This window comes from Pedobacter sp. MC2016-14 (assembly GCF_020991475.1).
Taxonomy (GTDB): domain Bacteria; phylum Bacteroidota; class Bacteroidia; order Sphingobacteriales; family Sphingobacteriaceae; genus Pedobacter.
In genome coordinates this window covers 1404049-1430762 of record NZ_JAJMPA010000001.1, presented here as the reverse complement: position 1 = coordinate 1430762, position 26714 = coordinate 1404049, and the positions used below count along the sequence as shown (strand labels likewise).

Annotated in this window: 23 protein-coding genes and 1 tRNA gene; 10 read left to right on the top strand and 14 right to left on the bottom strand. The window is 41.8% G+C overall.

Translation table 11 applies throughout. The features are described 5' to 3' along the window. Position 1 precedes the first annotated feature (1 nt). The 4 genes from LPB86_RS05970 to LPB86_RS05955 all read right to left on the bottom strand — a co-directional run bounded on the left by LPB86_RS05970 (position 2) and on the right by LPB86_RS05955 (position 4264). The gene (locus LPB86_RS05970; RefSeq protein ID WP_230641825.1) at positions 2-1501 is read right to left on the bottom strand and encodes a PLP-dependent aminotransferase family protein; all 1500 of its coding nucleotides are present in this window, start codon (positions 1499-1501) and stop codon (positions 2-4) included. 146 nt (positions 1502-1647) lie between these two features. After that, positions 1648-2118: a cupin domain-containing protein gene (locus tag LPB86_RS05965; protein WP_230641824.1), complete on the bottom strand. Its 471-nt coding sequence runs from the start codon at positions 2116-2118 to the stop codon at positions 1648-1650. Between the two features lie 4 nt (positions 2119-2122). Next, a complete protein-coding gene (locus LPB86_RS05960; RefSeq protein WP_230641823.1) occupies positions 2123-3169 on the bottom strand; it encodes an alpha/beta hydrolase in 1047 nt (348 codons plus the stop codon). Between the two features lie 24 nt (positions 3170-3193). Next, positions 3194-4264: an alpha/beta fold hydrolase gene (locus tag LPB86_RS05955; RefSeq protein WP_230641822.1), complete on the bottom strand. Its 1071-nt coding sequence runs from the start codon at positions 4262-4264 to the stop codon at positions 3194-3196. Between the two features lie 152 nt (positions 4265-4416). Between LPB86_RS05955 and LPB86_RS05950 the strand changes: the two genes are divergently transcribed. Next, the gene (locus LPB86_RS05950; protein WP_230641821.1) at positions 4417-5313 is read left to right on the top strand and encodes an AraC family transcriptional regulator; all 897 of its coding nucleotides are present in this window, start codon (positions 4417-4419) and stop codon (positions 5311-5313) included. A 53-nt stretch (positions 5314-5366) separates the two neighbouring features. Here LPB86_RS05950 and LPB86_RS05945 read toward each other — a convergent pair whose 3' ends face one another. After that, a complete protein-coding gene (locus LPB86_RS05945; RefSeq protein WP_230641820.1) occupies positions 5367-6350 on the bottom strand; it encodes an aldo/keto reductase in 984 nt (327 codons plus the stop codon). A 406-nt stretch (positions 6351-6756) separates the two neighbouring features. Here LPB86_RS05945 and LPB86_RS05940 point away from each other — a divergent pair, with 406 nt between their 5' ends. After that, positions 6757-9486, top strand: a complete 2730-nt coding sequence (locus LPB86_RS05940; RefSeq protein ID WP_230641819.1) for a carboxypeptidase regulatory-like domain-containing protein — start codon at positions 6757-6759, stop codon at positions 9484-9486. Between the two features lie 207 nt (positions 9487-9693). Next, a complete protein-coding gene (locus tag LPB86_RS05935; protein WP_230641818.1) occupies positions 9694-9852 on the top strand; it encodes a hypothetical protein in 159 nt (52 codons plus the stop codon). Between the two features lie 79 nt (positions 9853-9931). Here the strand turns inward: LPB86_RS05935 and LPB86_RS05930 are convergent, their stop codons facing one another. Both LPB86_RS05930 and LPB86_RS05925 read right to left on the bottom strand, forming a co-directional pair. Next, entirely contained in the window at positions 9932-11080 is a 1149-nt protein-coding gene (locus LPB86_RS05930; protein ID WP_230641817.1) for a putative sensor domain DACNV-containing protein, read from the bottom strand. 22 nt (positions 11081-11102) lie between these two features. Next, positions 11103-13115 carry a TonB-dependent siderophore receptor gene (locus LPB86_RS05925; RefSeq protein ID WP_304622680.1) on the bottom strand — a complete coding sequence of 671 codons (2013 nt, stop codon included), beginning with the start codon at positions 13113-13115 and terminating at the stop codon, positions 11103-11105. A 147-nt stretch (positions 13116-13262) separates the two neighbouring features. Between LPB86_RS05925 and LPB86_RS05920 the strand changes: the two genes are divergently transcribed. Together LPB86_RS05920 and LPB86_RS05915 are read left to right on the top strand one after the other, a co-directional pair. Further along, the gene (locus tag LPB86_RS05920; protein WP_230641816.1) at positions 13263-13925 is read left to right on the top strand and encodes a metal-dependent transcriptional regulator; all 663 of its coding nucleotides are present in this window, start codon (positions 13263-13265) and stop codon (positions 13923-13925) included. Between the two features lie 14 nt (positions 13926-13939). After that, positions 13940-15226 (top strand): DUF2130 domain-containing protein, encoded by a 1287-nt coding sequence (locus LPB86_RS05915; protein WP_230641815.1) that lies wholly within the window; start codon positions 13940-13942, stop codon positions 15224-15226. A gap of 112 nt (positions 15227-15338) precedes the next feature. Here the strand turns inward: LPB86_RS05915 and rlmF are convergent, their stop codons facing one another. Further along, positions 15339-16235, bottom strand: coding sequence for a 23S rRNA (adenine(1618)-N(6))-methyltransferase RlmF (rlmF, locus tag LPB86_RS05910; protein WP_230641813.1), 897 nt, complete (start codon positions 16233-16235; stop codon positions 15339-15341). 47 nt (positions 16236-16282) lie between these two features. Next, the gene (locus LPB86_RS05905; protein ID WP_230641811.1) at positions 16283-17035 is read right to left on the bottom strand and encodes an SDR family NAD(P)-dependent oxidoreductase; all 753 of its coding nucleotides are present in this window, start codon (positions 17033-17035) and stop codon (positions 16283-16285) included. Positions 17036-17169: 134 nt separating this feature from the next. On the opposite strand from LPB86_RS05905, the gene LPB86_RS05900 reads away from it, so the two are divergent. From LPB86_RS05900 to LPB86_RS05880, 5 genes are all read left to right on the top strand, one after another. Continuing rightward, a complete protein-coding gene (locus LPB86_RS05900; protein ID WP_230641809.1) occupies positions 17170-17529 on the top strand; it encodes a diacylglycerol kinase family protein in 360 nt (119 codons plus the stop codon). Continuing rightward, the gene (gene recO, locus LPB86_RS05895; protein WP_230641807.1) at positions 17519-18244 is read left to right on the top strand and encodes a DNA repair protein RecO; all 726 of its coding nucleotides are present in this window, start codon (positions 17519-17521) and stop codon (positions 18242-18244) included. Before LPB86_RS05900 ends, recO begins: the two co-directional genes overlap by 11 nt. Before the next feature lie 106 nt (positions 18245-18350). Then, a tRNA-Val gene (locus tag LPB86_RS05890) sits at positions 18351-18428 on the top strand. Between the two features lie 134 nt (positions 18429-18562). Further along, positions 18563-19018, top strand: coding sequence for a helix-turn-helix domain-containing protein (locus LPB86_RS05885; RefSeq protein ID WP_230641805.1), 456 nt, complete (start codon positions 18563-18565; stop codon positions 19016-19018). After that, positions 19008-19571 carry a PIN domain-containing protein gene (locus tag LPB86_RS05880; protein ID WP_230641803.1) on the top strand — a complete coding sequence of 188 codons (564 nt, stop codon included), beginning with the start codon at positions 19008-19010 and terminating at the stop codon, positions 19569-19571. Before LPB86_RS05885 ends, LPB86_RS05880 begins: the two co-directional genes overlap by 11 nt. 50 nt (positions 19572-19621) lie before the next feature. On the opposite strand, the gene LPB86_RS05875 is transcribed toward LPB86_RS05880, so the two are convergent. The 5 genes from LPB86_RS05875 to LPB86_RS05855 form a co-directional block, all read right to left on the bottom strand. Continuing rightward, positions 19622-20248, bottom strand: coding sequence for a DUF2238 domain-containing protein (locus tag LPB86_RS05875; protein WP_230641801.1), 627 nt, complete (start codon positions 20246-20248; stop codon positions 19622-19624). 68 nt (positions 20249-20316) lie between these two features. Continuing rightward, entirely contained in the window at positions 20317-20844 is a 528-nt protein-coding gene (locus LPB86_RS05870) for an OmpA family protein (RefSeq protein ID WP_230641799.1), read from the bottom strand. Positions 20845-20950: 106 nt separating this feature from the next. Beyond that, on the bottom strand, positions 20951-24028 hold the full coding sequence (locus LPB86_RS05865; RefSeq protein WP_230641798.1) for an efflux RND transporter permease subunit: 3078 nt from the start codon (positions 24026-24028) through the stop codon (positions 20951-20953). Between the two features lie 74 nt (positions 24029-24102). Continuing rightward, the gene (locus LPB86_RS05860; RefSeq protein ID WP_230641796.1) at positions 24103-25176 is read right to left on the bottom strand and encodes an efflux RND transporter periplasmic adaptor subunit; all 1074 of its coding nucleotides are present in this window, start codon (positions 25174-25176) and stop codon (positions 24103-24105) included. A gap of 17 nt (positions 25177-25193) precedes the next feature. Further along, positions 25194-26591 carry a TolC family protein gene (locus tag LPB86_RS05855; RefSeq protein ID WP_230641795.1) on the bottom strand — a complete coding sequence of 466 codons (1398 nt, stop codon included), beginning with the start codon at positions 26589-26591 and terminating at the stop codon, positions 25194-25196. Positions 26592-26714 lie beyond the last annotated feature (123 nt).

Genomic DNA, 26714 nt, shown 5'->3' with positions numbered 1-26714 from the left:
ATTAGCTAGTCCGGATGAGGGCTGTTGGCAAACATTTATGAATGATGCTGATGCAGGTTTCCATTTCTTCCTTGCTTAAGTTGCCAAAACCCAGCCTCATGGCCGATGTGTGTTTATCCTGGTAAAGTAAAGTCTTAGGGATAAAGAGGTTGTTTTTTTCGCAGCTTTTACTCAACTGGAACAAATTGATCTGCTTTTTCCATTTCAGCCAAACTGCGAGTCCGCCGCTGGGGAGCTCAAATTCCACTTCATCAGCCAGGTATTGGGATAGCAAAGCAGCCAAATGATCGCGTCTTTCCTGGTAAACTTTTAAAGATTTGCGCATATAGCGGTGAATTTCTCCATCCTCAATCATCTCGCCCAGCACCTGTTCCATCAAAATATCACCCTGCCGGTCTATAATGCCGAGGTATTTGCGCATTTCGGCCATCAGGTTTTCAGGCGCCACAATAAAGCCCGTGCGGAATCCCGGTGCCAGAGATTTTCCGAGTGCGCCAATGTAAACGACCATCCCTTTGTGATCTGCACTGCAGAGGGGAAGAACAGGACTTTTATTGTAATGGAAATCGTAATCATAATCGTCTTCCAAAATCACAAAGCCGTATTCAGCGGCCAAATTCAGGAGCTGCATTCTCCGCTGCGGACTCAGAGTTACCGTGGTAGGATAATGGTGGTGCGGCGTAATGTATACCATTCTTACCTGCTGTTTTTCGCAAATGCGTTGGATATAATCCACATCAATACCATCATTGTCAATGGGAACCGTCTGGATCCTGGCGCCATTTTTTTGCAAAATCATGTTTACAGAGAAATATCCAAGCGTTCCAACAAGTACCAGATCGCCTTGGGCAAGCAGGATCCTGGAGGTGATGTATACACTCATTTCTGTGCTGCGGGTAATCAGCAGGTTCTTGCCGGAAATGTGCAATCCCCTGGAAAGATTGAGGTAGTTACAAAGGTTGGCTTTAAAATATTCACTTCCTTCCTGGTTATAGCCGCTCAGCTTTTTACGGTTCGATTTTCTTTTGAGGTTTGCGCTATAACGTTGTGACAGGTCACTGATTTGGATCAGGCGAATATCGGGGCTGCCATCATTTAAAACATAGTCGCAGTCAGACAGCTCAAAAGGATTGTCGAGGATATTAGTTTGGCTAAAAGTAAAACCCGCGGCATTGGGGTAGGATGCAGTTGAAGTAGCCTTATCGGTACGTATTTTGACCGGGCTTTTGTGCATGCCATGCAGCAGTACTGTCCCTTTATTTGGAATGGTTTCTACCCATTCCTGTTTTTCCAGTTCTTCATAAGCCGCCACAATGGTATTGCGGTGCAGGCCTAGTATTTTGGCCAAAATGCGTGTGCCCGGGAGCCGGAGGCCGGCACTCAAATAACCACGCTGTACCGAATCAATAATCCTTTCTGCAATTTGTCTGTAAACCGGCAAAGTTGAATTGTTATTGATTTGAATAAGGCTCCTGTAAGGGATTTCAGCTGGGCTACTCATGATCTTAAAACTGACTCAGTATCTTGGCCCGCTAAGCTACAGATTTTGCAGGTTAATTGTTTAAGCCCTGTCTTAGCTTTTATTAACTTATCCAGATGAGCCTGATTTAAATGAAGAGAAGTTGCTTTTATATAACAACAATTCTGCTAATGCTTACCGAAGTATTCTTCATCTGTAACAGGCTTTAGCCATACAGCCCCTCCGATATTGGTGTTAGTACCGATAGCTACATGGGTCATTGCTTCTGTAGGTGAGGCACCATGCCAATGCGCTATATTAGGGGGACACTTCAGTACATCACCCTTTTTGATAACCTCTACAGGTTTTCCTTTTTCCTGATAAAGGCCCTTACCTTCTGATACCAACAGGATTTGGCCACCTTTGTGAAAATGCCAGTTGGTTCTGGCTCCGGGTTCAAAAGTCACAGAACCGATGTTTACATTATGAACGGTATCGGTTTGCAGCAGATAATTGAGCCAAACCCTTCCGGTAAAATTATCATTTGCAACTTTCTCTCCCTTAGGAAATATTGCTTTGCTTGTACTGCATGAATACAATCCCATTATTGCAATGGCAAAAACCATATGCATACGTTTGAATAATTTTGCTTCTTTCATTGTATTACAGATTTTTATTAAAGAAAGTATTCAATTTGGCCAGGGCAACATTGACGTACTCTGGCTTCCAATAGCTTTGTATATGGGTAGCACCATCAATGATAAAAAGCTCTTTACTTTTGGCATTAGTAGCTTTTGGGAAGGCTTCGTCAGTCATATATTTCGTATCGGCTTTACTTCCAGCCATCATAAGGAGCGGCTGGTTGATTAGATCCATTCGCTCAGCGGCGTCCCAGGTCATCAAATCGAGCATACTGCTCATGGTATACAGAAAGGTAGAATTTGGATGTGCGTGGCTTCTGTAATAATACTGGTATCCTTCACGGTATAAATCAGTAGGGATTTTTTCAATTTCTTCATCGGTGATGCTGGCCACGCCTGCATAGGTAATTTTACCACCAGCGGCTTCCTGAGCCCGGGCATCTGAAGCTTTTTTTAAACGTTCCTGGATGGTAGACATTTGAGCATTTTGAAAGCCATTACGCCTTACCTCACCTGAATTGAACATACTTAGGGTGGCCACAGCTTTGAACCGCTTATCCGATTGGGCCGCTTTCAAAGTATAACCACCGCCGCCACAAATACCTAACACACCGAGACGGCCAGCATCAACTCCTGCATATTGGCTTATAAAGTCGGCCATGCCACGTATATCTTCAGTTCTGTAAAAGGGTTTATCTGTATGGCGCGGCTCGCCCCCACTTGCACCCTGATATGCAGCATCTGCAACTATAGTGATATATCCCAAACCTGCCAGGCCCTGTGCATATAGTCCGGCAGTCTGCTCTTTAATACCCCCATTAGGGTGGGCAACCACTACCGCCGGATATTTTTGAGCAGCATTATAACCTGCAGGTGTATAAACATTGGCTGCAATATTAATCCCGTTTAATTTATATGTTACAGGATAAATATTCACTTTTCCCGTTATATTTTCTGTAATGGCATTACCATACACCAGACCAAAGGGATTTTTTAACTTTGTTTGAGCGCCAGACAGGCCACTTGCAGCCATCAATATTACGATTAGAACCAATTTTATCTTCTTCATTTCTTGTTTTATTTCATGTACACCTTAATCAAGCTTCTTCTCTTTCAGCCAATTGGACATCATATCGGCTATTTGAATATTATTTAAATCTGAAAAAGGGAAATGCGTATTCCCTTTGAGTCCTGTTTCAGGAAGGTGAATCACTGTAACATCCCCTCCCTTTTTATTTACGGCATCCCGCCATAATTTTGCCATCTCCAAACGTGCCCGCCAACCGTCTGCACCTGAGTTTTTTGATGGCTTATCCGGAATATTATCTCCGTAATAAATTACAATGGGAATTTTAGTTAATAGCAGAAAATCCTTTAAAGGCACACTTGCAGCCTCCAGTGCTCCTGCTGAACTTAGTATTGGCGAAGGAACCTCGCCTTCAGGAAACAAAAACCCACTTCCTGGCTCATAACACACAATTGCTTTTATATTTTGATTTTTAATTGCGGTAACCCAACCCATACCTCCAGAATGGGAATGCGTAACAAGAATTGCAGGACCAATTTTATTAACAAGTGCAGCAGCGGCATCAGTAGTAACTTTTACATCAATTGTTCCTAAATTTGGCGTCATGGAACGAAAGTATTGATTAAGTGTTTCCTTATCGCGTGCAAATTGGACACCATCAAAATAGTTGGGCCATATTCCCACACGAAAAACACCAAACCATTGCTGTTCATCTGGAACTGGTTTAATTGAAGCTGTATCCATACTTCTACCTGCATTGCCCCTCCTTGGCTGATCTATCAAATAAACGGGAAATCTTCTGCGCAAAAAGATGTTTTGAAAACCCTCTCGTCCGTCAGGAGTAGTCTCCCAGGTTTTAGAAAATTGACCAATACCATGCCACATGACTAGGGGATATTTACGGGCATTAGCAGGTACCTGATAAAAAACATAAGCATGATCTCCGCTAAATGTCTGTCCTGCCGGAGAAATATTAAAGGGATCGAACGTACCAGCGTTTGTAGTGATGGTCCCTCCTATTGCAAAACTACCCTGTTCTTCAATGACCATAGGTGATTGCTTTTTAGAACGCTGTGCATGTGTAAACGTAATATTGGAAAGAAAAACTGAAACCAATAAGAATTTTGCTATCTTCATATACTTCAATCTAATGTTACAAATCTCTGGTTTGATTGCTAGTGCATCGGTATACCAATTACGGATATTTCTACCAATATCACTTATTGGTAACACCGCCTCATCACTAGTAAGCTATAATGTCTATTTTTGTATAAGATAACAAGCGGATAATGGAACAGTTATATAATTTTGATACAATTAGTGAGTACAATGCTTTCAATAATCATGAAACATTACATCCTCTGGTTAGTATTGTAGATTTCTCAAAGGCCAATAGGAGAACTGGTTCCCGAATGACATTTGGGCTGTACTGTATTTTCCTAAAAGAAGTGCATTGTGGCGATTTGAAGTATGGATGCAATTATTACGACTATGAAAAAGGCACGCTGGTTTTTATTTCTCCCGGACAGGTTATTGATGTAGAAAATAAGGTGGATTATTATCAGCCGATGGGGCATGGCCTGGTTTTTCATCCAGACTTAATAAAGGGTACCCCACTGGCGAAACTGCTAAACGAATATAGCTTTTTTAGTTACAACACCAATGAAGCGTTGCATTTATCTCCGAAAGAGAGAAAGATCGTATTCGATTGTTTTTCTAAGATTAAAGAAGAGATAAGCCAGTCTGTAGATAAGCATAGCAAAAAACTGATTGCTTCCAATATTGAACTATTCCTCAATTATTGTGAGCGGTTCTATGACCGCCAGTTTATTACACGTGAGCACGTAAACAAGGGAATATTGGAAAAATTTGAAGAACAGCTCAACGATTATTTTTATTCAGAAAAACCCTATAATATTGGTTTGCCTTCAGTTGCTTATTTTGCTGAAGTATTGCATCTGTCTCCAAATTATTTTGGGGACCTCATCAAGAAAGAAACCGGAAAATCTGCGCAAGATTACATTCAGAACAAAATAATAGACATTGCCAAGAATAAAATTTATGGTGGAGAGAAGACTATAAATGAGATTGCCTATGAACTTGGATTTAAATATCCGCAGCACTTTACCCGTCTGTTTAAAAATCGTGTAGGCTTTACACCTAATGAGTACAGGCATTTGAATTAAAACACACTAAAGCAGCCAGTATGTTATACTGGCTGCCCGTTATAACTATTGTTTTATTTACCTACCCTATTCATCAAATGTTCCGGATACCTGGCACCAACAATTTCGATCGTATCTAATGACTGCTTGATTTCATTAAGATCATTTGCAGACAGTTCAAGGGATGCACCTCCTATATTCTCCTGCAAACGATGCAATTTGGTTGTTCCTGGAATAGGAGCGATAAAAGGTTTTTGGTACAGCAACCATGCCAGTGCAATTTGAGCTGGTGTAGCGCCCTTTTCAGCGGCAATAGCTTGCAATAAATCAACCAATGCCTGATTGGCTTTTCTATTTTCTTCTGAAAACCTGGGCACGATATTCCTGAAATCTGTTGGGTCGAATTTGGTTTGCTCGTTAATTGCTCCGGTTAAAAAACCTTTACCTAAGGGACTAAAAGGTACAAAACCAATCTCCAGTTCTTCCAACAATGGAATAATTTCCTTTTCAGCATCACGGAAAAACATGGAATACTCACTTTGCAATGCGGCAACAGGTGTTACGGCATGGGCCCTACGGATGGTATCTGCCCCGGCTTCTGATAGTCCCCAGTGTTTGATTTTTCCTTCATTGATCAAATCCTGAATGGTTCCGGCAACCTCTTCAATAGGCACATTTGTATCTACTCGGTGCTGATAAAAAAGATCGATATAATCGGTACCCAAAAATCTTAATGAATTTTCTGCAACCTGGCGAATTCTTTCCGGGCGACTGTCCTGACCTTTAGAAGCATCGCCATCTGTAAAACCAAATTTTGTTGCAATAACTACTTTATCTCTAAAAGGCTTAACTGCTTTTCCAAGGAGAACTTCATTACCACCCTGGCTATAGGCCTCGGCAGTATCAAAAAAAGTAATGCCAGATTCGTATGCTGTTCTGATTAATGTTATGGCTTCATTTTCAGGCGTTGCAGTTCCGTAACCAAAGGTTAAACCCATGCAACCTAAACCCAGGGCGGATACTTCCAAACCGCCGCTGCCTAATTTCCTTGTTTTCATCTGTTTAAATTTGTTTTTTAGCTGTTATGAAGCTATCAGATTTATTCATCCCAAGTGTGGTTGATAAATCATGATGGTTTCATAGTTGTTCTTTAACAAGACAAATATCGGTTCTGTTTACCTTCCAATTGTTATACCAATTACTGGATTACATACCATTATTACTGATTGCTAAACCATGGTAAGGCAAATACTACAAATGTATCCTCTTAAAGACGAGAAAGGAAACAGGAGACGGAAAATGTACTCATGATCGATTCTGTTGTAAATTATAGTATTTTGAACAACAATGAAAAGCTGCATCCCCTGGCAAATTAATGTAAAAATATGTTAAAGATCCTGTGACGTTTGCCTATTGAGGCAGTAAATGAATATATTAGCCCTTTATTGGAACCAATATATTTTCATGAAGTACTTAAAATTTGTATCTACCCTTTTCCTGCTTTCTATATGCCTTAGTTTTAGCGCATTTTCTCAGCAAGACACTACGATTTTAAACAACATCATTACCAAGACTAAACGATTGGCAGAGTTATACCCAATTGAAAAAGTATATCTTCATTTTGATAAACCGTATTATACTGTAGCAGACACCATTTGGTTTAAGGCCTACCTTACCGCCGAGCAAAACCTGCCATCTAATGTAAGTAAGGTAGTTTATGTTGATGTGATCAACAGCAAAGACTCTTTGGTGCAATCGCTAAAATTCCCGGTAAAAAACAGCGTTGCCTATGGTAATTTACCCATAGACCCTGTAAACTTTAAACAGGGAAACTATTACATTAAAGCCTACACACTTTGGATGCTGAACTTTAACCAGGATTACTTTTTTACCAAAACCATTCCGATTGGCCAGGCGATAGATAAAGAGCTGTTTACCCATTATACATACACCACTACCATGACTGAAAAGGGCCAGGTGATTAATGCCCGCATCCAGTACAAAAACATAGACAAAAAACCTTATGCCAATAAAACCGTAAACTGGAGAATAGAATCGGGATACGACATTATAGGCAAAGGAAGAGGAACTACAGATGCTAACGGGGTATTGAATGTTACTTTTAGTCCTAAAAAGAACGAGCAAATTACCTCGGGTAACCTGATCACGGATATTAATACCGCAGATAAGAATATAGCCTCGGCAAGTTTTGCCATTAAGCCTAAAGCAGGCGACAATGACTTTCAGTTTTTCCCGGAGGGGGGCGAACTGCTGAAAGGCATTCCTACACAAATTGCATTTAAGGCGCTAACACCTAAAGGCCTTGGTATAGACCTGACGGGAACGGTTACGGATGGAGAGGGCAATCAAATTACCACATTTACCTCCAGCCACCTGGGCATGGGTGCCTTTTTCCTGAATGCGGAAAACGGAAAAAGCTACAAAGCCAATGTAAAATTTAAGGATGGTACCAGTAAAACTTTTGATTTACCGAAAGCAGCCGAGAGCGGCATCAGTGTGCAGGTAAACAACACCAGCGCAGAAGACATTGGCCTTAAAATAGTAGCCAACGACGCTTATTTTGCTGCCAATAAAAGTAAAACGCATTTTATCGTTGCACAGAGTGGCAACATTATCTATTACGCCGCTCAGACTGCTTTGCAGAACCAGGTAACAGCGACAAAAATTCCAAAGAATAAATTCCCCTCAGGAATTGTACAAATTACCCTTTTTAACACCGCAGGTGAGCCGGTAAGTGAGCGCCTGGCGTTTGTGTTACAACCGCAAGCCATGAATGTTAACATTCAAACTGATTTACCAAGCTATAAGCCGCGTCAGAAAGTTAAAATGACGGTTTCGGCAATAGCCGGGGCGCAGAAAATAGCCGGAGATTTTTCGGTGGCTGTAACGGATGACCAGAAAGTGCCCATAGCTGAAGATGCTGAAACTACAATTGTGAGCTCATTATTACTGAGTTCTGATTTGCAGGGCTACCTGGAAAAACCGAATTACTACTTCAATAAAACCAATGATAAAAAACTGGCCGACCTGGACATCTTGATGCTGACACAGGGATACCGCCGTTTTACTTATAAAGAGGTACTTGCCGGGCAATATCCTAAAGTGAGTTACATGCCGGAACAAGGCATGAATATTACAGGGACATTGCGCGACCGCACAGGAATGCCGGTTAGAAAGGCACCGCTGCGCCTGACCATCCCTGGTAGAACCTACTCTGCGGAAGCCCTAACCAGTCCGTCAGGGATTTTCAATTTCCAAAACTTAAATTTTCCTGACTCTTCTCAGGTGGTGATTAGCGCTAAATATGGTTCTAACGGGAGCAACTTGATGATTATGGTGGATCCTGAGCCTGCACCTGTTATTTCTGGAAATGTGAACGTACCGGACGAGGTGCAAAACATAGACAGTGCGATGTCGAGCTACCTCAACAATAGCGCTAAACAATACAGCTACCTGCGCCAATTGAAAGAGGTGGTCATTAAAGCCGCCCCTGTAAAAAAAGTAAGCCACTCTGATTATTCGGCCCTATCTGGTTTAAGTATGATTGCAGACCGTACCATTGATGGCACACAGCTAACAGGTTATAACGATTTGTTAACGGCCTTAAAAATGATGGCAACAGGCTTGACCTATGATGAGAATGAACGCCAGTTTTATGTTACCCGCGATTACAATGCAGGGAAGAAAATACCTGTAGGTATATTTTTAGCCGGCTCGCCAGTTGACCTTTTTTCTATTTCTGGTGTAAACATGAATGAAATTGAATCTATTGAGGTGTTTTTAAAAGATGACCTTGGTACTGTAAACCGCATGTACAATACCAATGGGGTAATCTCCATTAACATGAAAGTAGTTAAGAAGGTAAAAATGAGTATAGAAGACCTGAAAAAACTACTGCCACAAAATAATATTGTAACCATTAATCCGAAAGGGTACAGCAAGCAACGCGAATTTTATTCGCCACGGTACGTAAATGCACCTGCTACTTACACCAACAAAGATTTACGGACCACCATTTTCTGGAACCCAAGGGTAACTACTGATTTGCTTACCGGAACGACAAGCTTTGAGTTTTACAATGCCGCAGACAGGGGCACTTTCAGAGCAGTTGTTGAAGGCTTAGACAAAAATGGAAATCCTGCACGTTTTGTTTATAAGTACACTGTTAAATAGCAGGATACCCTACAGCCAGCGTTGTATAAACTGTACAATGTAAATTTCAAAATCCCCTAAAAGAAACAATTTAAAAGTTTTTTCAGGGGATTTTGCATTTATAACTAACAACAAAGAGAAAGTTATTAACATTTCAACAGTGATTCAAGGGTTTGGCGCAAGCTTTGTATATGTTTTAGTACATCTACTTATTAAAAACATCTACCTATGTTAATTAAATTAAGCCCATTTTTCCCAGCTTATGCAAGGCATAAAGAAGAAAGAATAGAGAAAGCAATAACCAAAGCACAATGGATTGCTGCTGACCGTCTGGTGATGATGATCTTATTGATCACTGTGATTGTTGCCACGGCATTATTTTCGTAGGGCTTAATTGCGATTAATTAATTTTTTTATCCTGGTGTACACCTTACACTGGGATTTTTTATGCCCTTTAATTTGCCGGTTACAACAAAAGTGTATCGATACGGTGTGCCTGAATTCTATTTTGTAATTCAGACCAGGTATAAATGGTAAAATGACCATCCTGAGAAGCTACCAATGCAATGGCATCCCTTTGATCACTGATAAACTGTGCGGCAGACAAATGCCGGGTACCACCAACTTTAGCGGCATGCATAATTACAGCCTCGCCACCTAAAATAGGTTCGCTGAAAGCCAGTTCTTCTACCATATCTTTTCCTTTGGCCCGTCCAATTTTAGCGCCGAAGGCCATCAACTCATATTTATCGCTCACAATGGTTGCACCATCTACTGCTGTTAAGCCAGCCAAATGATCCACTTCGCGCCTCAATGCCGTCTGCCAGAAAATCTGACTAGCCTCCTTCCTATCCTGACTCAGTAACTTAGCCAATCCATTGAAGGAAGGCTGTACACTGTACTGAATGGGTTTTATGATAGATTGTAACCATGAACTTTTACCGCTTTCGCAAGGGACTACCAATAATGTACCTCCCCGCTGATGTGCACGCATGGAAACCGCAAGTTGAATGAGTACATTTATAGAGTCATTCCAATAAGAAGGAGCAGTAAGGTCTAGCAGGGACAATAAAATTGGTGGCACATCGGGTTGGTTGATGGTGGCTACATCTACAATTTTAATCTGTTCGCCTTTGAGGACAGCGATATTGGTAAACTTACCGAAACCATAAATCCGCCTGTGTTTGATCACCAGCAGACCGGGCTCTGAAACATCCAGTACGAAACAAAAATTAGGGATGCTTAGGGTAGTACCCCAAATGTACAGCTGATCATCTTCATGCCAGATGCCAATATGGATGCCGGCGCGTTCTACCCCCGGTGCAATTTTGGTTAAGGTTGCCGGGTTTAATGGCATACGCTGCTTAAACAACAAAGGATTACCAGCTTGTTGCGGAGGCAAAAAGGCCAGGGAAATTTTAGGTGAATGCCCCTCCTCTTTGCGTAAACTGGCCCAAAAAGTAGCGTCAATAATGTTTTCAACCAATTTAGCAACAGGTAAAGGAGCCAGATCTTCTTCACCGCTTTCCTGTGCCGCAGCCAGGTGCCGGGCAAAAATTGCTTCTACTTGAGGGGCCACAATGCGGGCAGCCTGATAGGTTGATTGGTAAAACATGGTTAAAGTTAAGGTATTGGATTTATTTTATGGTAAACCTAATGCCAAAAAAACCACGGATATTTTGATTTGGCCCATACACATAGTTGGGATCAAATGTTAGCGCATAAGGATTATCTTCTGTAGCGGCAACTTGCATCTCAGTACTGCCCGCTGGCCTCCCTGCTTTAGGCTCGTATACCACATTTTTATCAAAAGGGTCATTAGCGCGGGCAATGATAAAAGGATTTCCTTTATTTGGCGTCCAGTTGAGCAGGTTTTTAACTCCCCCGTATATTTCTATATTTTTAAATCCATCATAGGTAAACTGGATGTTCTGGATGCTCCAGGTACTGGAATAAGGCTGCCTTGGGTCTTTATCGCCTAAGAGGGGCAGGCGCATGGGGCCGTAAATATTTCCGGTATAGTCAATTCCTAAATGTGCCTTTTTAATTTTATAGGAAACGGCCCAGGTGCCAGAAATTTTCTCTGTAAGGATTTGCTGCGCTTTAATACCCTCCTCAACCGTAGCCACATCCTGATAGGTAAAACCGCCAATAAGTTTTAGTCCACTGGCAAAAGTAAGGTCTACATTGGCACTTAGACCTTTGGAAACGGCATAACCATCCAGGTTGCTGTAAATGATTTTATTTGGGTCCTGATCAAAATCACCAATGATCCGGTTGTTGAAATGGGTGTAGAAAGCTGAAGCTTCTATGCCGATAAAAGTATGGTTTGGGGTATAAATCTTTGTCAGGAAATTGAGGTTTACGTTATAGGTTTTCTCCGGCTTTAATTCGTCCGTAATTACGACATCCCTGGCACCTGTTAGGGCAGCATGATCTTCAGTAAAGATGTTGACCACCCTAAAGCCAGTACCCGCATTTAAGCGAATGATATTTTGATCGTTGAGGTTCCATTTGTAAGCAAAGCGGGGCGTAACAATATTGCCGTGTACAGAATTGTAATCGTACCGGAAGCCGGCAAGCAGTTTATGTTTTGGAGCCAGTTTAATTTCATCCTGAACAAATATGCCGGGCAAAAAAACTTTATCGGCCAATGCGGTAGCAGGTGTATTGTCGTCATAATAAGTATATCTGGCTGCAGTACCGAGCAAAAGATCATGGTTCTTGAGCTGTTTATCCCAAAAAAGCTGCACAAAGCCGATCCGTTGTTGTGCGATATAGGAGGTAGTGCCATAACGGCTGTCCTGGTCATGATCTGTATAGGAAAAGGAAAGCATTACCTTTTCTTTGGTGGTTAGCCATTCCGGGAGCTGGTAATTGCCCAACAGCTCCCAACGGCGGGTATAAATGCTTTCGCCATACACCTGATCGCCTCCGCGGTAAGATTTATTCCAGTTGGTTTCCCCGCCCCAGCGGTCTTCGTACATATACCTTGCAGCCAGACTAAAAGCCTTCCCCTCTTTACGCTGGAAAGCATACTTCTGGAATACAGAAATGCGGTCTTGTAGGGTTACATCTGTAAAGTTATCATGGTTGTGGTCTACAACGTTCCAGAATTTGAAGTAATTGACACCGCTGAGTAAGGTTGTTTTGCTGCCAAGCCGCTGCTTTAGGGAGAGGTCGGCATTGAGCTCTTTATAACTTGTGCTCATGACATCGGCACTGACTAACGGAGCTGAAGCGGGCTTTTTGGTGATGATGTTGATGAGTCCGCCAACCGCCTCACTCCCATATATGGAGGAAGCAGGCCCTTTAACAATTTCTACCTGTTCTATTAAAGACATCGGAATTCCTGACAGACCGTAAACGGTAGAGAGGCTGCTTACAATGGGCATTCCGTCTATCAAGACCATGGTATAAGGCCCTTCCAGGCCATTAATGTGAATGTCTCCGGTATTACAAATATTGCAGTTGAGCTGTGGACGTACGCCATTGACATTCTGCAGCGCATCAAAAATAGATGGACTGGGATTTTTCTTAAAATAAGCTGGCGTATATACCTCTACAGGCACAGGGCTTTCCAGACGTTTTACAGGCTTTAATGTGCCGCTAACCACCACTTCATTTAAGTCGCTTTCTGTTTGTGCCATTGAAGGCAAGCATATGATTAACAATGGGAGTAATGGTAGTAAAAAATATAGTTTCATATCATCTAATTAAAATAAAAACAATGCAAAACTATAAAAGTTAGGTTCATCTAACAAATATAATTTGAGATATATTATTTACCTTTGAATATGTTATCCTATACTGAAGAAAACTACCTGAAGGGCTTGCTTAAACTTTGCCACCAAAACGGAGAAAAGAATGAAGCAGGAACGAATGAAATAGCCGCTTATTTGGGTGTTAAACCCGCCACAGCCACGGATATGTTTAAAAAGCTGAAAGAAAAAAAGCTGGTAGATTATGAGCGTTATGGCAAGATTTCACTTACAGAAATGGGTACACAAAAAGCAATGGTTGTAGTACGCAAACACCGTTTGTGGGAAACATTTTTGTACGAAAAGCTGGATTTTAGCTGGGATGAAGTACATGAAGTAGCCGAACAATTGGAGCATATCCAATCGGCCAAACTGGTGGACAAGCTGGATGCTTTTTTAAATTTCCCTGAATTTGACCCACATGGCGACCCGATTCCTACGGCAAACGGGGAAATGCCGGAGTTGTTTACCACAACGCTGGCTGAACTTAATACCGGGGAGTCTGGCCTGGTGATGGCGGTTAAAGATACCTCTACGTCTTTTCTGCAATACCTCCAAAAACTGGGTGTAAACATAGGCACCAGGATAAATGTATTGGAAATTATTGACTTTGACGGTTCATTAAGTATCCGCATTGAAGATGGCGATGCAAGATCGGTATCTACTAAGTTTGCGGAGAGCTTATTTGTCCGCAAATAACCTTAAATTTGTGTATGTCTACTGAAATTAAGTGCCCAAACTGCTCGCATACCTTCCCGATTGAAGAAGTAATGGCGGAGGAATATAAAAAAGACCTCCGCGACAAAATGGTGTCTTTTACCAGGCAAAAGGAGGAAGAATTCAGCAAAAAACTTAGCGAGTTTTCGCAGCAGCAAAAGCAGCAGGAGCAGGTTTTTGAACTGCAGAAGAAAAAACAGGCTGAACTTTTTGAGCAGAAATTGCTGGCGGAGAAAAAGGAATTACAATTGGTTTTAGAGCAAAACCTGCGCAAAAGCATCTCCTCTGACTATGAACATAAAATGCAGCTGCTGGATAATGCCAATAAAGAAGGTGAAGAGAAGCTGAAACTTGCCCGAGCCAAGGAACTGGACTTTATGAAAAAAGAACAGGCCATGAAGGAAAAGGAAGCGGAAATGGAGCTGCAAATTGCACGTAAACTACAGGAACAGCGGGCAGAAATGATAGAGCTGGTCCGCAAGCAGGAAGCAGAAAAAAGTAATTTAAAGGACACCGAACACCAGTTGCGGGTAAAGGAGCTGGAAAAACAACTGGACGACCAGAAAAAGCTGGCGGAAGAAATGAAGCGTAAAGCGGAACAGGGCTCTATGCAATTGCAGGGTGAAGTTCAGGAGCTGATTTTAGAGGAACTATTGCGCAATACTTTTCCATTTGACCTGATTACCGAAGTTGGCAAGGGTGTTAGGGGTGCAGATTGTGTACACCATGTACGTAACCAGTTTGGGCAGGAATGCGGCAAAATTATTTATGAGAGCAAGCGCACCAAAGATTTTTCGATGGAGTGGATTGAGAAGCTCAAAAAAGACATGCGCAGTATGGGCGTGGATGTAGCGGTGATTGTGACCCAGAGTTATCCTAAGGGTATGGATTGTTTTGGCGAAAGGGATGGGGTATGGATTTGCTCTTTTGATGAGGTTAAGGCAGTTGCGTACATTTTGAGGGATGGAATTGTTAAGTTGTCTGGTGCGATAAAATCACAGGAAAACCGTGGCGACAAAATGCATATGTTGTACGATTACCTGACCAGTACGGAGTTTTCTGAACAATGGAAAGCGATAAGGGAAGGCTTTATGAGCATGAAATTATCTATCCAGCGGGAACGTGATGCCATGGAAAAGCTATGGAAAGCCAGGGAAAAGCAATTGGAAAAGGTGATGTTGAACGCAGCACACATTAGGGGATCGATAGAGGGTATTGCAGGTACGGACTCCATACAGCTGAGCTTAACGGATGATGAGGATGACCCTTTGTTACTGGGCTAACATTTAAAAAACAATGATCTGTCGCAGTCTGGCATTTATTAGGCGCTAATCGCGCAAATAACGCCCAGGCCTGCTCGTAGATCATTATTTTTTTGAAAGGGAACAACTGTTGTTACACCTCAAATGCCCAGGCCACAAACCTGCTGATCTTTTGGCCTTGTGCCATCTCCACTGTTTTTACACGTGTTGCCCCGGCTTTTTCCAATGCACGATAGATCATAGGCAGATTTGAACTTTTGGAAACGAGTGTGCTAAAGCATTTACATTGCGCTGCGTAATGAGTGCTTTCCTGGATCATTTTATAGATGAAAGACAGTTCCCCACCTTCGCACCAGAGTTCTACATGTTGCCCGCCAAAATTGAGCACATCTTTTTGCTTACCAAGATTTTTAAGCTTGCGCTGTGAACCCGCGGCAGCTTCTGCAGCGGAAGCATGAAAGGGAGGATTGCATAAACTCAGGTCAAACACTTCTCCTTTTCTGATGATGTCTTTAAAAAATTGCTGAGGATTGGGCTGCAGGCGGATTTGCACTGCGCCTTTAAGCTCAGGATTGGCTTCTATGATATTTTTAGCCGACGCTACAGCTTTTTGATCTACATCTGAACCAACAAAACTCCATCCATATTCCTGATGCCCTACAATGGGATAAATGCAGTTTGCACCCACACCAATATCCAGTACTTTAATTGTTTTGCCAGTAGGGATTTTTCCGTTGTGAAAAGTGGTCAGGATATCTGCCAGGTAGTGGATATAGTCTGCACGCCCTGGAATTGGCGGACAAAGGTAACCCGCTGGAATATCCCAGTTGGTAATTTTATAAAAATGCTTAAGCAATGATTTATTGAGCATTTTAACGGCGTCAGGATTGGAAAAATCTACAGACTCCTCGCCATAAGGTGTTAAAATGATAAAATCCCGGAGTTCAGGAGAGCTCTTGAGCAGTTCTGGGAAGTTGTACCGGGAACGGTGCTTATTTCGGGGATGGAGGATTTGTTTTTCAACGGACATACAATAACGCTTACCTCAAAGGTAAGCGTTAAATATTCTTTGGGCAATTATTGTGCTAAATAACCGCCGTCTGCGGCATAATACGCGCCGGTTACAAAAGATGCTTTTTCAGATGCAAGCCATAAAACAAGTTCAGCAATCTCCTGCGATTCGCCCAACCTGCCCATTGGATGTAGGCTAACCAGTCCTTCCATTTGTTCTGCAGTAAGGTGCTCTTCTAATAATGGCGTTTTGATGTAACCAGGGCCTACGGAATTGATCCTGATCTTTTGATCTGCATATTCCAATGCTGCAGCTTTGGTTAAACCTACCACACCATGCTTTGCCGCTACGTATGCAGGTGAAAGCTTTGTTCCTGCCTGACCTAGAATAGAAGCCATATTGATGATGCTACCACCCCCACTGCTTAAGATGGCTGGGATTTGATAGCGCAGACCATAAAATACACCAGACAAATTGATGCCAATTACCTTATCCCAGCTTTCAATTTCATACGCGCCTGTTGGCGCTGCAGGACCACCAATACCCGCATTGTTTACGGTGATGTGTAATGCACCATATTGTGCTATGGTATCAGCAACCAATTTTTCGTTATCTGCTGCACTGGCGGTATCTGCTTTGATAAAAAAAGCATCACCACCTTTTTCCTTAATTTCGCTTACCACCGCATTACCATGTTCTACATTAATATCAGAAACAATTACTTTAGCACCTTCTGTTGCAAAAGTAAGGGCAACGGCTTTACCTATGCCTGATCCGGCACCTGTAACAATGGCAACTTTATCTTTAAGACTACTCATTTTATAAAATTTACATGTTTAAACATTAATAACGCCATAATTGCACCTAATGTTTACTTCGCCCGTCATAATTATGCCATTAATGGCTAAGGAATACATTGGTTAAATTTGTTAGATTTGAGTGTTAATGAATTATGCGTAGATTGATAAAAAGTTTTGGTTATGCTTTTAAAGGCATAACATGGGCCTTTAAAACTCAGCCCAACTTTAAATTTCATTGTGCCGCAGCGGCATTGGTATTGCTTGCGGGCTATGGTCTTAAACTGAGCAGTTCGGAATGGATTTGGATTGCCACGGCCATTGGCATGGTATTGAGTGCTGAATTGTTAAATACCGCCATAGAGGTACTGGTAGATTTGGTTTCTCCGCAATACAATATTAAAGCGGGTCAGGTTAAAGATTTGGCTGCAGCGGCGGTATTGCTTGTGGCCCTGATTGCAGCAACAATTGGACTGATTATTTTTATTCCCAAACTACTGCCCTATGTTGCATAAAACGAGGGGGATTGTTTTAAAGACTACATTGTATGGTGAAAGTAGCGTAGTGGTACAGATTTTTACAGAAAAATTTGGCATCCAAAGCTACATGATCAATGGGGTAAAGAAACCCAGGGCAAAAATAAGGATGAATATGCTGCAGCCTTTGCACTTGGTAGACATGATTGTTTATCATAAAGCCAACAGCAGCATCCAGCGTGTTTCTGAATTGAGGCCCTCCCCTGTTTTTAAAAGCATCCCTTATGATATTATTAAAAGTACCATAGTGATGTTCTTAAACGAAGTGCTGTATAAAAGTATTCGCCAGCAGCATACAGATGAAAATATTTTTGACTTTATTTTTAATGCCATCTGCTGGTTTGATGAATGCGGAGAGACTACCGTTAGCTTTCATTTGGCATTTTTATTAAAACTATCCCGCTTTTTAGGTTTTGCACCCAACACAGAAAGTAAATCGGATCAAAATTACTTCGATTTACAGGAGGGGGAATTTAAATCCCGCATCCCTGTTCATCCGCATTATATAGAAAAAACAGAGGCTGCGCTTTTTATTTCTTTATTTTCTACTCCATTTGAAAAAATATTTGAAATAAAAATGAGCAATCGCAACAGAAGAGAAATTCTGGATAAAATACTGATTTTCTACACCTTGCACACCGCGTCTTTTGGAGAAATTAAGTCTCACCAGATCCTTGAAGATGTTTTATCTTAAAAAAAGTAAAAAAACTTTTGCAAAACTGATTAATGGGTGTATATTTGCACTCCCAACAACGAAGAAAGCTTCTTAAAAAAGCCAAAACGTTTAAAGGAAACCAAAAGGGAAATTAGCTCAGCTGGTTCAGAGCACCTCGTTTACACCGAGGGGGTCGGGGGTTCGAACCCCTCATTTCCCACCAAACAAAGCCTTTCAGTTCACACTGGAAGGCTTTGTTGTTTTTACAGCAAAATTTATTTACACACTCATTTCGTTTATTTCGTTTATTTCGTTTATTTCGTTTATTTCGTTTATTTTTGTGTAAACTTAATTGACATGGAAATATTAGATCAAATACGGAGACCATCAAAATTAGAGCAGAAAGTAGCTATTAAGTCCTATCCTGCACTATTCTCGGTACTTTCGCATATCACTTCTGAGGAAACTGAAATTGAGATTGAAGAAACTAAGGAGCGGATCAAAATCCCATTCAGGGCTTTGGAACTTTTAACAGATATTCTCAAGGCAATGAGCGAAGGAAAGCCAATTTCAATTGTTCCGATAGCTACCGAAGTAACTACACAGAAAGCAGCAGAAATACTTGGATGCTCAAGACCTTACCTGGTAAAGCTTTTAGAAGATGGTAAGATCGATTTTGTAAAAATTGGTAAGCATCGAAGGATTAAGTTTGAGGATGTAGTGGCCTATAAACAGCAAATGAAAAAGGATCAAAAAAGAGATATCATTGACATCATGGGCTTTGATGAAGAAATAGGATTGTATGATTCATAGTGTTACGTTCAAAGCTGTTTTGGACACCAATGTGATTTTCCCTGTAGTTATCCGTGATCTACTTTTCTGGTTTGCCTATTACGAGCTCTATACGCCGAAATGGAGCAAGAACATTTTTGAAGAGTGGAAAATCGTAATGATCAGAAAAGGAGTAGCTGAAGCCGAGGCAGAAAAACGCGTACAAAAAGCTAATATTGCTTTCCCAGATGCACTGGTAAAGAACTACGAAGGCCTAATTGCGGATTTGAAACTACCCGATGAAGATGACCGTCATGTACTTGCAGCAGCTATAAGGACAAATGCAAACGTGATCGTGACCAATAACTTGAGGGACTTCCCTGGCGAATACTTGGATTCGTTTGGATTGAAGGCAAAAAGTGCCGATGATTTTTTAACAGACATTATAGATCTGAACCAGGAAAATGCAATTGAGGCATTCAAAGAGATGGTGCTTAACAGGAAAAATCCAGCGATGGACGAGTATCAGGTTCTTGAAAGTCTTCGGAAAAATGGGCTCAAGGATACTGCAGACTATCTACATGCGCTTTTGTAATATTACAAAGCAGGCAAAAATTAGTGCTAGTACCCGCTAGCACTATTAACTCAAACATCTAAAGGCACAACTGAAAGGATACATGTACCCGCAACTGACCTATCCTGAACTTTGCTGAAAATCAGCACCGCCAATACGGCTCCGATTAATGCGGTAAGCATATCAGATTGTGTGTCCCATATATCGCCTTGCGTACCTAAAAAAGCATCCCCGGATTCGCCTGTGTTAATGGATACAAACCATTCTATCAATTCATAAAAAGCACTTATGGCAAGTGCGATGCTGATAATGATAAATGAAAGCCAGCGCTTGCCATTTACGACTTGTTTACGAACGAAGATTTCTCTAACAATTAATGCAGGAACAAAACCCTGAGCAAAATGCCCAACTTTATCGTAGTTATTCCGGGACTGATGGAAGACTGTTTTAACCCAATCAAACAAAGGAACTTCTGCATAAGTATAATGCCCACCTACAATTAATATGATGCAGTGGATAAAGATCATGAAATAAGTAAAATTACTGAACCTGAATTTCTTGTAAGTAAGCAACAACACCAAAACGCCTAAAAAAGCGGGAATACACTCCAGAAACCAGGTAAAGACTTCTTTACAGCCAATAAAAGAAAAAACAGAACTGAGCAGAAAAAGCAGGAGCAACAAAAAAGGAATTCTCATATACTTGGTTTGAAGGCCAAGATAGAGAATTCCTTTGATTTTAAGTAGTTATAAGGGGAAAGCCTCTATTAGTTGGCTTTTAATTCTACCCTTCTGTTTAAGGCTCTTCCGGCCTCGTTATCATTTGTAGCAATTGGTACGGTAGCACCATAGCCTTTAATGGCAAGATTGGCTGCAGGGATCCCGGCATTTACAAGATAAGATTTAACAGCATTTGCACGGTCTACAGATAAAGACATATTGTGCGCTGCACTACCTTCAATTGAAGAGTGCCCATTTAATGTAAATTTAGCTGAAGGGTCTTTTTTCAATTCTCTTACCGCTTCGTCTAAAATGGAGAAGGAAGCTGTTTTCAACACATCAGAGTTAAATTCAAACTGTACGTTGCTAAAATTAAAATCAGGCTTTTCTACTACCGGAGCTGGTTTTTCTTCAGCAGGAGCTGGAGGTGGCACAGGCGCTTTCTCCTCTACTGGTGCTGGGGTAACAACAGCAGTTGCCGGCTTGGTAGCAACTTTTTTAGTCTTACACGCTTGCAATGAAACGGCAAATAATACAATAGTAACGAGCAGTAAATTGGTTTCTAAAATTTTCATATCCATTTGTTTGTGTGCTGCAATATCCGATTTTAAATTAAAATGGCGGAAGCAAACTGTAAAATAATAAAACGCAACATTTGTATAAATAGTGTTACAACAGTCGTTAAGATGGATTAGCCTGATCATTCTCCTGCAAATCAGTTTCTATTGTCGGAGGGATAAGTTCATAAATAATTGGTGTTACGATCCTTGATAATAGTGTGGAACTGATCAATCCACCAATCAACACAATTGCCAGTGGCGAGATCAGGGGATTGGTAGATATGGCAATTGGAATTAATCCCCCGATGGCTGTTAGCGATGTTAATACGATAGGCAGGAACCGAACTTCGCCCGCTTCGCGGATGGCCTGCTGTAAGCCCATTCCTTTTATTCTGAGCTGGTTGGTAAAATCTACCAGTAAAATGGTGTTTTTGACTTCAATACCTGCTAAAGCAATCAGCCCTATTATGGCAATAAAAGAGAGTGAGTTGCCAGTAATCCAAAGCGCTACCGCAGCGCCTACAATACCCAGCGGTATAACCGACAGTATGATCAAGGTACTTTTAAATGTTTTAAACAATAAAATCAGCACCGCAATAAATAGAAATACCGTAACCAAAATAATGCTCATAAAGCCTCCAAAAGAATTGTTCCGGGATTCTACCTCCCCACCCAACTCATAGCTATAACCGGCAGGGAGTTTTAATTTGCTCATCCTGAGCTCTACATCCTCAATTACCCGGCTTACCAGAAAGCTTTTTTGCACATTGGCCTGTACCGATACCACCCTTTTCTTTTCCTGATGGTTGATGACTGCTGGCGAAGCTTCAAGTTTAAGCGTGGCTACCTGATTAAGTGGCAGGGCATTTCCCTCTGCGTTGTTTACATATAAATTTCTAAAAGCATCCAGGTTAGGGCGACCGTCTTTTAGGCGCGTAAGCAATACCTGGTAACCATATTTATTATCGTTGTTATAATAGGTACCCATATTTAAACCCGTTACAGCCAACCTGGCGATCTGGTCTACATTAACTGTTGATACCCCCAGCTGCTGTGCTTTTTCTTTATCCAATGCTACCCTGATATCGCTTTTTAGCAAGCTCACTGGATTGTTGATATACATGGTACCAGGTATTTGATGCAAAAGCTGCTCTACTTTTACGGAAAGGGCACGAATGGTGTCGAGGTTATCGCCAAATATACGCACCTCTACAGGCGCAATTACAGGTGGCCCCTGTTCAAAGTTTTTTACTTCTACCTTTGCACCGGGATACTGTGCCCAGCGCCGCTGTAATTTCTGTATCAGTGCCAATTTGGTATCTGGCCGTGTATCTTCCTGCAGCTGTATAAACAATTGTGCATAGTCACCACGGCTATTTTCTGGAATTACATTATAATAAATACGTGGATTTCCCTTGCCCACATTGGTAGCATAATACTTAATTAGCGGCTCCTTTTTTAACTGTTTTTCTATTTCCCGTGTAACCGTATCGGTATAGGGCAAATTGGACTGATTAGGCGTGGTAATATTAATCAGGAATTGTGGCTTTTCGGAATCTGGGAACAGGCTAAAACCGATCTGTCCAAACAGATAAATGGATGCTCCAAAAAGCAGGGCTGCCACACCTATGGTTAACCAGGGCTTTTGCAAAGCTTTGTCCAGCAAACGCGCATAGCTGCCATGGATTAATTTTTTTAGGCCTCTCATCAGGAAATTCCCTTCAGGATTACCGACATGATTTTTTAACAAGCGACTGGATAAAAATGGAATAATGGTGAGCGACACCAACATAGAAGCCAGTACACAGAAAATAACCGCTAAAGGCAAACTACGGATAAAATCGCCGGAACCTTCAGGTAAAAATACCAGCGGCATAAACGCAATGATTAACACCACGGTACATCCCACTACTGCCATACCAATTTGTCCGGTAGCTTTTAGGGTGGCTTCCATCCTGCTATGGCCTTCCAGCATCCAGCGTTCTATATTTTCTACCACCACAATACTATCGTCAACCAGTAAACCCAGGGCTACAACCAACCCCACAATGCTCAATTGGTTAAGGTTAAAACCAAACAGCTGCAACAATACAATGCCTATGGCCAGCGAAAGCGGGATGGAGATCATTACAATTACCGCAGGTCTTAAACCCAAGGGCAGCAAGGTTACTGCCACCAATAAAATTGCGATAATAAAATCATGCCCCAAACTTGTTAAACGACGGTTTACATTATCTGCCTGATCAAAATTTTGTACCAGGTCTATGTTAGCCGGCAGTGTTTTTTTGAATTGAGCTATTGCCTCCAGGTATTGCATTTGCGTTTTACTGATATTTTCTCCTTCCTTTTGCGCAGCTACTACAAATACGCTGCGGTGCCCGTTTAGCCTGGTAATGTGTTGCTCTTCTGCATAGCCGTAATAAACCCTGGCAATGTTCTTTAGCAGAATGTTTTTTCCGCCGGCGCCCGAAACAATGGTATTGCTTACTGCATCCAAAGTACGGTAGTCGTTGGTTTTGATGTTAAAAGTTTGATGAGCAGCGTCTACACTACCACCGGGAATACTGGTCATTTCGCTCTTCAGACTATTGGAAACCGCAGTTAACGGAAGGTGCATCTGTGCCATTTTTTCCAGGTCCAGCTCTATGCGGACCTGCTGCGCAGGTAACCCGGCAATGGTTACTTGTTTTAAAGCCTGTAGTTTCTCCAGCTCATCTTGTAGTTTTTCTGCATAATACTGCATCTTGCTTTTAGCAGCATTTTCTGATACCAGCGCTACCTGCAAAACATTTACATCAGAAGGCTGCACTTTCTGGATCTCAATGCCGGCAATATCAGCAGGCAGTTCTGCACGTTTGCTGTTTACCTCCCGCACAATCTCCTGGTATTTGGAGTCTATATTACTATTGTATTTATATTCTACACGCAGCACAGCTACCCCATTGGCAATACTGGTACGTAAACGTTTGATGTCATCAAGTCCTGAAATTGTTTTTTCCAGGGGCGTAACTACACGATCTTCTATATCCCTGGGACTTGTTCCCGGATAATTTACAATCACCGTGTAAAATGGTGCGTGCATTTCAGGATCTTCTGACCGCGACATGTTAAGCATAGTCGTTAAACCCAGCACAATGATCATCAGAAAGATCACGAGGGTAAACTGACCATTTTTTACAGCATATTCAGAGATTTTCATAAGTATGTATTTTTAAGGCTACGACACTTGCATCGGCATGATTGCAATTGATAACAGGCAATCTGATGCAGGTTTCATTTAGCAGGGTTTACAGTTGATTGAATGGTAATGGCACTGTTGTGGGTTAGATATGCAGAGCCGGAAATGACTAATGCCTTGGCCTTTTCCAGTCCCTGAGTTACCGTAACGGCATTTTTATCTATTCTACCAAGGGTAACTTTTACTTTTTGGGCCGTTTTATTGTCGTTGGTAATAAACACGTAACCACTGCTGCCATCACCATCTAATAAAGCCTCATAAGGAATTTGCCAGTTAGCGGCAGTCTGTGTGTTTTGCTGAGGGCTAATCGTAGCTTTACCAAACATTCCTGCGGCAATAGCTTTTGGTCTTGGTCCGGTTAAGGTTATATCAGCCGTAAATGTTCCTGTGGCAGGATCTACCCCTTCTGCTTTCCTGCTCAGTATTCCATTAAACTGTTGGCCGGGTAAGGCGGTGGTTTCAATGACAGCTTCGTCTTTTAAGCGCAACATTGACCACTCATTATCACTCAAACTTACCCTTAGCATCCAATGATCTGCCTGGGCACCGTTAGCTTGTAAGGCTGGTGTGCCCGCAGCGATTTGCTGACCTGCATTGGCCATCTTTTTTAAAATATACCCATTTTTTGGCGCACGGATCTCTGCATATTGACGGTTAAAACTGGCCATACTCAATTGCTGTTGCGCCTGTTGTAAAGCTGTTTTACCGTTCTGCAATTGTTCTAGCGTAGCTACACTATCTTTGTACAAATTCTGCGTACGTTGGTAATCACGCCTGGCTTTCTCTACAGAAAGCTTTGCCTGTTGTACCTGTGCATTGATCTCTACAGGGTTTAAGGTGGCCAGCAGCTGGCCCTTTTTTACGGCATCTCCTTCTTTCACGAAAAGACCGTTGATAATGCCTCCTATTTTAAAAGAAAGCATTACTTCATCATCTGTAGTAAACTGACCGGACACTGCTACAGTGAACTTGCTGTTTTCTTTTCGCAGCGACATCACCTTTACAGGAATGGTATCTGTACTGATCTGGCTGGTAACTGCAGGCTTAGAAGAGCAAGCCGCTAAAATTGACATGTACAGTAAAAGACTAAAGTAGTGGATAGGTTTCATATGGATATGAGTTTAAATTAATGCTGAGGATAATAAGGATTGGTTTGATCTATTGGATAGCTAGCCTGTTCACGCTCCAGCTCTGCCAGGGCAATTTGTAAACCTGCCTGTGCTGCTGCCAGTTGCAAGCCTGCGCCGGTGAGTTCATTCTGGGCATCTACCAACTCCAGAAACAAGAGCTGCCCCGCCCGGTAGGCCTTTAGCTGATCTTTATAGTATTTTTTGGCCAAAGCCAATTGTGCAACTGTACTTTTAAAATCTGCTTTGGCAGATTCATAATTATTATAAGATTGGTTCAACTGTAGCTGTAGTGATTGCTGAGTTTGATCAAGCTGTGCGGTGGTTGCATTTAAACTGGCGCGTGATTGGGCTGCCTTGTATTTACGCTGTCCTCCGGTAAAAATATCCCACTGCAGGTTTAGGCCAAAGAGATAATACCTCGTTTTGTCGTTCACATTGAAATCGAAACCCTGCGAACCCAAATCTACAAACGTATTTAGCTTTGGAATGATGCCTGCTTTTTGCATTTTATAATCCAGCGTATGTACTTTTTTTAAGGTTTGCAGTTGTTGGAGCTCTTCTCTTCTGCTTGTTCCTGCGTCTGTATTGGGCAGGGCTACTACTGTTGTTATGCTGGTGCTATCTAAAAGAATGGAATCTTTTAGCGGACGGTTTAGCAGAAAGTTGAAATAATCTCTGGCATTATAACTGGTATGCCTTGCCTGTACCAATAGTGAAGTTGTCTTCTGCTGCTCTGTCCTGGCACGCAGCAAAGCCGTACCATTACGAACTCCATTGCGTAAAAGGCTCTCGTTCTCTCTAATGTTCTCCGCAATCAGCAGTAACGCACTTTGATAAACTTCAATACTTTTCAAGGCCTGGAAGTAACGATAATAAGCAGTTTTAATATCCTTTACCAAGGTACGCTTGTATACATTTACCGCAGCCTGCTGGCTACTGATCAACTGCTGTTTGATCAACTTGTTATAATGGATTTCCGCATTTACCAGCGACAGGGAGGTACGCATTTTTACATCGTAAAAGTTATCAGGGTTTAGCAGAACGGATTGGTTTTGCAGCTGCGGATATCTGGTAGATGAGGTCAGCTCATTCAGTGCGGTGTAAATTGGATTGACCAAATCGCCCACCGGAACATCTATTGTACGGCCACCCCCGGCTTTTGTGTAAGCGCCGATCATACTTACCGTAGGAAGGAACATGGATTGTGCTTCCTTTAATGCGTATAAGGATTTATCCAGGTTAAATTGCTGCTGCTTTAAACCCTCGTTTTGTGCAAAAGCAGTAGCAATATAGTGTTCCAGTGTTGGAGACTGATGCTGTGCCCACACATTATTACCGAGAACCAGTAAGGCCCCGAACCACAATAGCTTTTTTCTTTTAAATAGTGTATACATAATAAACAGTGTTTAGTAATGATGCTAAAAAAACATATTCTCCTGAATATGCCGGTATTGTTATTTGTCATAGCGCACTCTTTAAATGATACCTGTATTTATTATAAACAGCGTTCATCAACA